The sequence below is a fragment of the Pelomicrobium sp. genome, from assembly GCF_036803785.1.
GTDB lineage: Bacteria > Pseudomonadota > Gammaproteobacteria > Burkholderiales > UBA6910 > Pelomicrobium.
On record NZ_DAIRTR010000107.1, the window covers coordinates 1 to 10,071 of the forward strand.

At 68.0% G+C, this 10,071-nt stretch carries 4 protein-coding genes and 2 pseudogenes; 2 read left to right on the forward strand and 4 right to left on the reverse strand.

The features are described 5' to 3' along the window. Positions 1 to 229 precede the first annotated feature (229 nt). Together V7Q81_RS11905 and V7Q81_RS11910 are read left to right on the forward strand one after the other, a co-directional pair. The gene (locus V7Q81_RS11905) at positions 230 to 3,028 is read left to right on the forward strand and encodes a hybrid sensor histidine kinase/response regulator (protein WP_333843559.1); all 2,799 of its coding nucleotides are present in this window, start codon (positions 230 to 232) and stop codon (positions 3,026 to 3,028) included. A gap of 66 nt (positions 3,029 to 3,094) precedes the next feature. Beyond that, positions 3,095 to 4,354 (forward strand): annotated as a pseudogene (locus V7Q81_RS11910) (amidase); the annotation flags it as partial. A 54-nt stretch (positions 4,355 to 4,408) separates the two neighbouring features. On the opposite strand, the gene fusA reads toward V7Q81_RS11910, so the two are convergent. The 4 genes and pseudogenes from fusA to V7Q81_RS11930 form a co-directional block, all read right to left on the reverse strand. Beyond that, positions 4,409 to 6,505 (reverse strand): elongation factor G, encoded by a 2,097-nt coding sequence (gene fusA / locus V7Q81_RS11915; RefSeq protein WP_333843561.1) that lies wholly within the window; start codon positions 6,503 to 6,505, stop codon positions 4,409 to 4,411. A gap of 47 nt (positions 6,506 to 6,552) precedes the next feature. After that, complete coding sequence (locus V7Q81_RS11920) at positions 6,553 to 7,131, reverse strand: elongation factor P (protein ID WP_333843563.1); 579 nt, start codon at positions 7,129 to 7,131, stop codon at positions 6,553 to 6,555. Between the two features lie 51 nt (positions 7,132 to 7,182). Then, complete coding sequence (mnmC, locus tag V7Q81_RS11925) at positions 7,183 to 9,123, reverse strand: bifunctional tRNA (5-methylaminomethyl-2-thiouridine)(34)-methyltransferase MnmD/FAD-dependent 5-carboxymethylaminomethyl-2-thiouridine(34) oxidoreductase MnmC (protein WP_333843565.1); 1,941 nt, start codon at positions 9,121 to 9,123, stop codon at positions 7,183 to 7,185. Further along, positions 9,120 to 10,071, reverse strand: a pseudogene (locus V7Q81_RS11930) (excinuclease ABC subunit UvrA); the annotation flags it as partial. The pseudogene V7Q81_RS11930 and the gene mnmC, both read right to left, overlap by 4 nt.

Sequence of the window (10,071 nt, forward strand, 5' to 3'; positions counted from 1 at the left end):
TCCCGCTTCCCCGCCCATCCTCAGCCCGACAGTCGAAACGGTTGCGTCCTTCCGCACCCGCGAGAAGGACGGCGCGGGCCCGACTCCGGAGACGGGCGCTCCCCCGGGAGAGGCCGTCGACTGCACTCCGGAGGCCGATCGCCAGGACTTAGAGGCCTCTGGCCAGGGCTTGGAGGACAGAAGGCAGAGCGGCCCCACGCCACAATCGGATGGAAGTGGCGAGGATGAATTGGATTTCGTCTACCCCGTCGCACGGGACGCAGAACCGCCTCCCGAAGAGGCCCCTATCGTCATCGGCGAAATCACCCTGCCCCCGTCCCTGTATCAGGTATATTTGCAGGAGGCGCGCCAGTGGGTGGGCGTCCTGAAAGAGGGGCTGGAGGATCTCGCCCACCATCCCGGCGAGGCCTTGCCACAAACCCTTCTTCGGGCAGCCCATACCCTGGCGGGTTCTTCCCGCACTGCGGGACTGGCGGCAATCGACGCCCTGGCGACTGCCCTGGAACGGGCCTTGTCCGCCGGGCAAACCCATCGCATCGCCTGCGAGCAGTTGCCCGCCGCCCTCCTGGCCCAGGCGGTGCAAGCCCTGGATCAGGCCGTGGCCCAGGTGGAAAATCGAATCCTTCCCCAGCCGGCCCCTGCCCTGATCGACGCCCTGCGCGCCTGGGGCGAGCAAATCCAGCGCTCCGCTGCTGCGGCTCCTGAGCCTGCGGTGAGTTCGGCGCTTCCCGCGGCAGCCTCTGGGCAGGACCGACGGCTGGTCAGGGACGATATCGACCCCCAGCTTCTGCCCATCTTCCTGGAGGAGGCCCACGATTTGGTGCCCCTCCTGGGGGAGGACTTGCGCCACTTGCGCGCCGAGCCCGGCGATCCGCAGGCCGCCCAGTCGTTGCGGCGGGTCCTGCACACCCTCAAAGGCAGCGCCCGCATGGCCGGGGCCATGCGCCTCGCCGAGTTGGTGCATCTCATGGAAAGCGAGGTGGAGGCGGCGGAAGGTGCGGGGTTCTCTTCCGCTCTGTTCGAGCGGCTGGAAGGCGAGCTCGACCGGCTGGTTGCCGCGTTAGAGGGATTGGCGCGGGACGGCGTCCCATCGCCTGAGTCCGCCCGTGAGGGCGCCGCCCTGGACGGGCCAGCCGCCAGCCCGGCGCCTTCGGCCGAAGCGGACGAGGCGGGCCCCGCGTCGGCGCCGCCCCCCACCCTGGAAGAGCTCTCGGCGGCAGCCGCCCAGATCCGGGTCGCTGCCGAGACCGTCGATCATTTGGTGAACCAGGCAGGAGAGATCAGTATCGCCCGCGCGCGCATCGAGGTGGAGGCGCGTAGCTTCAAGCAGATCTTGCTCGAGCTGACCGATAGCGTAACCCGCCTCAAAGCCCAGCTGCGCGAGATCGAGATTCAGGCGGAATCCCGCCTGCAAGCGAGGCTCGCCTTGGCCCAGGAGAAGGACGAGGGGTTCGATCCCCTCGAGTTCGACCGCTACACGCGCTTTCAGGAATTGACCCGCCTTATGGCGGAGAGTGTGCACGATGTGAGCACGGTACAGCAGAACCTGCTCGCTGGCCTGGACGAAATCAACGCGGCGCTCTCGGCCCAGTCGCGGCTCAACCGGCGGCTCCAGGATGACCTCATGCACCTGCGTACAGTGCCATTCCAGCGAGTGGCCGAACGCCTCCACCGGGTGGTGCGCCAAAGTGCCCGCGAGCTGGGCAAGCGGGCCCAGCTCGAGATCTCAGGCAGCCAGGTGGAAATAGACCGAGGCGTGCTGGAGAAAATCGTAGCGCCTCTCGAGCACCTGCTGCGCAACGCCGTCGCCCACGGTGTCGAGCCCGCAGCGCTGCGGGCCGCCGCCGGCAAGCCGGAGACGGGTCGGATCCGGTTGGCGCTACGCCAGGAGACTAATGACATCGTCATTGAGGTGAGCGACGACGGGGCTGGCCTGAACCTCCCGGCAATCCGGGACAAGGCGGCGAAGCTTGGGTTGATCGAGCCGCAGCGGCAACTTTCCGACGCCGACCTCATCCAGCTCATCTTCCGGCCCGGGTTTTCTACCGCAGAGACAATCACCGAAATCGCTGGACGCGGCGTCGGCATGGACGTAGTGAGCAACGAAATCCAGGCCCTCGGCGGGCGCATCGACGTCGCCTCGGAACCTGAGCGAGGGACGACCTTTACCCTGCGGGTGCCCCTCACCCTGGCGGTCACCCGCGTCCTGCTAGTCACGGCCGCGGGGCGCACCTGGGGCGTCCTGGCCAACATGGTGGAACAAATTCAAGAACATGGCCCCGACGCTGTAGAGGGTCTCTTCGCTGCTGGCTCGGTGCAGTGGCTAGAGCACCGCTATCCCCTCCATTACCTGCCTCGGCTCCTCGGCAATGACACCGCCCGCATCGAACCCCAAGCGCGCAATTACATGCTCCTGCTTCGGAGCGGCGAAGGCCGCGCAGCAGTGCTGGTCGATGGGCTCGGCGGCAGCCAGGATGTGGTGCTCAAGAAGATGGGCCCCCAGCTCTCCCGCGCTCCCGGCATTGTCGGTGCCACGGTGCTTCCGGACGGAGAGGTGGTTTTGCTGCTCAACCCAGTGCGGCTCGCCGAACACCGGACCGGGGCTGCGGTCACGGCGGCAGAAGTGGTCGCAAGCCGTCAAGTGGAGGCGCCCCTCGTCCTGGTGGTGGACGACTCCCTCACCGTGCGCAACGTGACGGGACGTTTCCTGCAGCGGCATGGCTTCCGGGTGGTCACCGCCAAAGACGGTCTGGACGCGTTGCAGCGCTTGCAGGAAGCGGTGCCCGAGGTCATGCTGGTGGACATCGAAATGCCCCGGATGGACGGTTTCGAGCTCACCAAACAAGTACGCTCTACCCCCCGCACGGCTGCCGTGCCCATCATCATGATCACCTCGCGCCTGGCCGACAAGCACCGCCAGCACGCGCTGCAGCTCGGGGTAAACGTATACCTGGGCAAGCCTTATCAGGAGGACGAGCTGCTCGGCCATATCGCCCGGCTCACCCGGCCCGTTGCTTGCGTGTCATAGCCTCGTCCCCTTGACGGGCGGTCGGCACACCTGCAGCATGGGGTGGGACGAGCCGTCCGACCGCCGATGCCCCATCCCGCGGACTTGAGCGCCACCGCCGCCGTCGCCGCCATCCGCAAAGGCCGGCTGACCAGCGAAGCGCTGGTGCGAGCCTGTCTCGAGCGCATCGCCATGCGCGACCCCCACGTGCGCGCCTTCGTCGACCTGCAGGCCGATACCGCCCTCGCCCGAGCGAGGCAGCTGGACGCCCGAGGACCCCGGGATGACGAACCCTTGTTCGGCGTACCCGTCGCTATCAAAGAGACGATCGACGTGGCGGGTTATCGCTGCCCCTGGGGCACGCCGATCCATGCCCCTCGCATTCCTGCCGCCGATGCGGCCGCGGTGGCGCAGCTTAAAAAGGCGGGCGCTGTCATCCTGGGCACGGTGGTGTCCACTGAGTACGCCGTGGCTGCAGCAGGACCCACCACCAACCCCCACGATCCGTCCCGCTCTCCGGGAGGCTCATCCAGCGGATCGGCGGCAGCGGTGGCAGCCGCCATGGTACCTCTCGCCCTCGCTTCCCAAGGCATCGGCTGCATCGTCCGACCCTCCATCTATTGTGGCGTGCTGGGGCTCAAGCCCACCAAGGGCGCCATCAGCACCCGAGGCTGTATGCCCCTGGCACAAGTGCTGGACCACGTGGGTCCCATGGCCCGTACCGCGGAGGACATCGCACTCGCTTGCCGCATCCTGTTCAGCCCCGACCCTGACGATCCGTCCCCATGCACCATCGCGCCGCCCGAAGACGCCACGGCATCGCCCTCCCATGTGCTGGAGGCGATCGGACCGCTGCGCAGTCGCGTGGGGCGCGGGAGTGCCGCCGCCGTACGGCAAGCGGTGTCCTCGCTGCGCAAGGCCGGCCTTCCCGTGTCGCGGATCGAATTGCCCCTGGACTTCGACCGGATCGAGTGGGTCGCCTACACCCTGCTCTGCCGCGGCATCGCCCAGAACCACGGAGCCGAGCGCGATCTCCACGGCGAGCGCATGAGCGAATCCCTGCGGGCGCTGGTGGACCGCGGCCGGGCCGTGACCAATAGGGAACACGCCCGGGCCCTGAGGCTTGCCCGGCAATTCGGCGAACAACTGGCCGCCATGCTGCCCCCGGGTACGGTGATGGTCACCGCGGCGGTGGACGACGTGGCACCGCCCATCGACCAGGGCACAGGCTGCCCCCTGCTGCAAGGCCTCGCCACCGTGGCCGGGCTGCCCGCCCTGGCGGTTCCCTGTGCCCGCCACGACGGGCTGCCCGTGGGGGTTCAGCTCGTTGCCGGGCATGGCCAGGAAGGCGTCCTGCTCGCCGCCGCACGCAAGATCCTGGCAACCTCTTCACGAGGCCTGCTATCGGAGCGGCGGCACCCGGGGGGCACCGTGGGTCCTGAGTGTAAGGCCGGCGATGGCCGGATCCACCGGGGCGTAGCCCTCGAATTCCAGGGTGAAAAGTCCCCGTCCCTGGGTCGTTGAGCGCAGCTCCGTCACGTAACCGAACATCTCCGCCAAGGGCACCCGACCGCCGATCGCCTCCAGGCCGCCGGGGCGCGGTTCCACCGAAGCGATCTCCGCCCGGCGGGCGGCGAGCTGGCCCAGGACCGCACCGGTGTACTCGGCGGGCACCAGCACCTCGATGCGCCCGAGGGGTTCGAGCAGAATGGGCTGCGCCTGGTGCAACGCTTCCCGAAAGGCGAGGCTCGCAGCGGTGCGAAAAGCAAGCTCGCTGGAATCCACCGGATGGCTCGAGCCGCCCTCCAGGATCACCTCCACGTCGGTCACCTCGAAGCCGGCGAGGGCGCCGGAGCGCGCCGCCTCCCGAACTCCCTGCTCCACGGCGGGCAGGAATTGCCGGGGAACGGCAACTGCGGTCGCCTTGTTCTCAAAGCGAAGGCCGCTGCCGGGCTTGCCGGGCCGCAGCGCCAGGACCACGTGACCATACTGGCCCCGACCGCCCGTCTGTCGGACGAACCGCCCTTCGGCCCCGGAGACAGACCGAGAAACGGTCTCCTTGTACGCGACGCGCGGCCGCCCCATGCGGACTTCCACGCCGTGCTCTCGGCGCAGCCGCTCCACCAGCACTTCCAACTGCAGCTCTCCCATGCCGCCCAGCACGACCTGGCCCGTATCCTCGTCCAGGGTGAGCTGGAAAGTGGGGTCCTCGTCCGCCAGGCGCCGCAGTCCCTCGATCATGCGATCGTGGTCCGCCATGGTGCGCGGTTCCACCGTCGCCCGAATCACCGGCTGGGGAAAGCCGATGGGCTCCAACACGACTGGTCGCTCCGGCGCGCACAGGGTGTCTCCCGTGTAGGTATGGTTAAGCCCCAGCACGGCACCGATGTCCCCCGCCTTCAGATGATCCACCTCCTCCCGCTGATTGGCATACATGCGCAGTACCCGACCGGCCCGCTCTTTTCGTCCTCGAGTGGCGTTGAGCAGGGCCATCCCGGGACCCAGGGTACCGGAATAGATCCGCACGTAGGCCAGGTGCCCCATATAGAGATCGTTCACGATCTTGAAAGCCAGGGCCGCCAGAGGAGCCGCCTCGTCCGGTTCCAGGGCAACGCTCTTGCCGGTGGCAGGGTCGGTCCCATGAACGGCGCCCAGATCCCAGGGAGATGGCAGGAAATCCACCACCGCATCGAGCAAGGGCTCAATGCCCACATTGCGCAGGGCCGAACCGCAGAGCACAGGAAACAGACGGTTGGCCAAGGTCGCCCGGCGTAACGCCGCCCTCAACGCTTCGGGACTAAGCGCTTCGCCCGACACGTACCGGGCGAGCAGGGTGTCGTCCGCCTCCGCGAGGCGCTCCACCAGCTGCCCGCGGGCCTCCTCGGCCGCCGCCCGATACTCGCGGGGCGGTGCGCCAACCTCGGGTTTCGTGCCCGCGCCGAGGGGCCAAACCAGGGCCCGCATCTCGAGCAGGTCGATCACACCGCGGAACGAAGTCTCCCGCCCCAGGGGCAGATGCAGACACACGGGCTCAACTCCCAAGCGCTCGGCGATACTGGCTACGGTACGCTCGTAGCTCGCCCCGATTCGATCCATCTTGTTCACGAAAGCAAGACGCGGCACTCGATAGCGGTCCGCCTGGCGCCACACCGTCTCGCTTTGCGGCTGCACCCCGTGCACGGCGTCGAATACCACCACGGCCCCATCCAGCACCCGCAGGCAACGCTGCACCTCCGCCGTGAAGTCGATGTGGCCCGGGGTGTCGATCAGATTGATCAGGCAGTCCCGCCACCGGGCGCTGACCGCAGCGGCCACGATGGTGATGCCTCGCTCCCGCTCCTGCTCCATCCAGTCCGTGACCGTGGTGCCATCGTCCACGGAGCCCAGACGATGGGTGCGGCCGGTGTAATAGAGGATGCGGTCGGTGAGGGTGGTCTTGCCCGCATCGATGTGGGCCACGATGCCAATGTTGCGCAGCCGGGCGATATGGCGGTCCATGGCCGTGAACCCATTGCACTATCCCGGCTCGCGGACAGTATCCGGCTTTACCCCTTCTTGCCGTCTCGCCGGACCCGCTCCAGGTATTTGCCGGTAGCCACCTCCACCTTCACGATATCCCCCTCCTTGATGAACTGGGGCGCGAGCACTTCCAGGCCGTTTTCCAGCACCACGGTCTTGTAGGTGGCAGTCTCGTGCTCCCGCAGGCCCGGCGGCGCCACGACCACCTTGAGCTCCACCGTCTCGGGAAACACCACGCGGATGGGCGTGTCCTCGAACAGCTCCACCGGAATGCGCATGTTGGGCTGCAGGAACTTCTCGTAAGGTCCGATCGCCTCTCTCGCGAGGCTCAATTGTTCGAAGGTTTCGGGATGCATGAAGTAAAACGCGTCGCCGTCGGTATAGAGATATTCCATGACCTGACGCTCCAGGGCGACGTCCTGCAGCTTGTCATCCGGGTGGAAGCGCAGCTCCCTCACGTGATTCGTCTTCAGGTTCTTCAATCGGACGAACACCATGCCCCCGAATTGCCCGCCCCCGGCGTGGTACTCGGCGCTCAGCACGTGGTAGATATCGCCATCCAGTCTGACGGTGTTCCCCGCTTCGAGCTCGGCTGCTTCGATCATCGCGTATGCCTCCGTCCGCTCCTGCCGGCCAGCTCGGCCCCGCTTCTTCCCTTACCACTCTAGCGGCTTCTTTCTCCCACGGGAATCCTCTGAGGGGACCTTTGATGCAGGAACTGCCGAGCGCTCCCGGGCGGCGAAGCGCTGCGGAGCGACGGCTTGAACCACGTCCCGCTCCAGGGGAAGCGGTTCGCCGCTCACCTGACAGGCGACGAGCTCACCGGCCAAAGCGGACCAGGCAAGGCCCCGTGCGCCCAGCCCCGTGCACACATAAAGGTCCTCGGCCAGCACGCCGGCGATGGGCAACCGATCGGCGCTCACCGGGCGGAAGCCCACCCATCCCGCGAGGTCGCTGGGCTTCCATCCTGACCCGTAGCCGGGCAGCATCCGTTCCAGACGCCGCAGGTTGTCGGCGTGATCTTCGACCCGCACACTGGGGTCGGGGTCATCCTCGCCGAAGGTGGCACCCAGGCAATGGACCCCGTCGTGGGCGGGGGTCATGCAGCCTTCCCGGCACACCACCGCCCGAAGCGGTCGGTCGGATCGAGCTGGCAGCAGGGTGGATTGTCCCCGCACCGACCGCAGAGGCAGCCCGGCGGCGGGGAGAAATCTGCACGCCTGGGCGCCGTTCGCCAGCACGGCCACCGGCGCCTGGGCGATGAGCCGTCCCTCGGCGGACCAGGCCTGCCAGCAACCGTCGCGGCGGACCAGGTGTACCGCCTCTCGGCCGAAGACGGGGAGCACCCGAGCGCCCGCAGCCTCAAGCCGCGCTTCGCAGACCTTGGCCGCCTTGGCCCAGCCGGCGCGGGAGTACCAGATCCCTTCCCCGTTCACCGGAGCGCCCACCAGACGAGCGCCTTCCTCCCTCTCCACAAGCCGGGCGAAGTCTGCCGGTAGCCGCTCGACCGCTTGGTGCAATTGGGCGAGATGCCGCGGGCCCCGAGGAAGCTGCAGCGCCCCGCTGGCTGCCCAAGGGGGGTGCGGGTACGCCCCCGCGAGATCCTCCAACTGGGCCCAGGCATAGTCGCATGCCACGCAGGTGAGCCGGGACAGGACATTCCACCGGGGCGAGACGGCGGGCCGCAGCACACCGGCGGGATTGGCCGACGCCTCCCGTGCCGCCCTCGGGTGGCGCTCCACCAAGCTCACGCGAAAACCTCGGGCTGCCAGCCGTTCGGCGCAGCTCGTGCCCGCCAGACCCGCGCCGATGATCAGGGCCTCTCGGGCTACCCCTCGGCTCATCCGCGCGCTGGATGCAAAGCGTGCCACCAGCATCTCCCGCTTGCGCCCAAACCCTGGGCGCTTGTCCACTTCGAAGCCTGCGACGGCGAGACCGCGCCTTACTTGCCCCGCGACCGTGTAGGTGGCGGCAGTGGCGCCGGGCGCGGCGAGCCGGGCCAACTCGCGAAACACCGCCTCGCTCCACATGCGGGGGTTTTTGGCCGGCGCAAAGCCGTCGAGGTAGAAGGCGTCCGCCCGGGCCTCCAGAGAGGCAAGCAGCTCGGCGGCCTCCCCGAAGCCCAGCGTCAGGGTTACCCGCCCGCCTTCGAAGTGGCGCCGGTGAAAGCCGGGAAGGAGAGGCGGATAGCGTGCAATCAACGCCCGCGCCAGCGGGGCAAGCTCGGCACAGCGGCGGTAGGCCGCCTCCAGGTCCCTCGGGAGCAGGGGGTGCTTTTCCACCGAGACGAAATGGAGTCGGGCCTCCAGAGGCGCTGTCACGCGCCAGGCGTCCCAGGTGGCAAGGAAGTTAAGGCCGGTGCCGAAACCAGTCTCCACGATGGTGAACGTCCCGGCACCGCGGAACCGTGCCGGCAACTCGTTGCCCTGCAGAAAGACGTGCACCGTCTCGGCGAGTCCCCCGCCCGTGGAGTAATAAAGGTCATCGTAGTCCAAAGAGAAGGGGATACCGTCCTCGCCGAAGCGCACTCGGGCGGGAACCACGGACGCGAGCCGTGCAGTGCACGGCGAAGTCATGGCGTAATCATGGGCGTTCATGCCCCCACCGCCTGCCGGGGCGCGGCCTCGGCTTGCCCTGTACCCCGTTCGGCCAGGAAGTCGGCAAGGATGCGGGCGGTGTGGGAACGGCGCCTGCCCCGGGCGAGGGTCTGCGGTGGACCCGCGGCCACCACCCGGCCTCCTGCCTCACCTCCCTCGGGCCCCAGATCGATCACCCAGTCCGCCTCCGCGATCACGTCCAGGTTATGCTCGATCACCACCACGGTGTTCCCCGCATCCACCAGCCGGTGCAGCACGTTCACGAGCTTTTCCACATCGGCCATGTGCAGCCCCACCGTGGGTTCGTCCAGCACGTACAGGGTGGTTCCGTTTCTCCCCGCCGGCGGCGCACTCCGCCGGAGCGCCTGCGGCTTGGCTTTGGCTAGCTCGGTCACCAGCTTGATGCGCTGGGCCTCGCCGCCAGAAAGGGTGGGGCTTGGCTGGCCGAGGCGCAGGTACCCGAGCCCCACGTCCTGGAGCAGCCGCAGGGGATGGTGAATGGTCGGGTGGGCGGCGAAGAACTCCGCCGCTTCGTCCACGCTCATAGCGAGCACCTCCCCCGCGTTCCTCCCTTTGAAGCGCACGGCCAGAGTCTCCGGCGTAAAGCGGGCCCCGTTGCAGGCGTCGCACAACACTTTGACGTCGGGCAAGAAGCTCATTTCGATGGTCTTCATGCCCTGCCCTTCGCACGCTTCGCAGCGGCCGCCCGCCACGTTGAAGGAAAAGCGCGCCGGCCCGTAGCCGCGCATGCGTGCTTCTGGCGTCTGGGCGAAAAGACGGCGGATGGCGTCCCAGACACCCACGTAAGTGGCGGGGCAGGAGCGAGGGGTCTTGCCGATGGGGGTTTGGTCCACTTCCAGCACCCGGCCCACGTGCTCCCATCCCCGCAGCGCCTCGCACGGAAGCTTGGCCGCATTCCGGCGGCCTCGTGAGAGCAGCCTCTGGAGG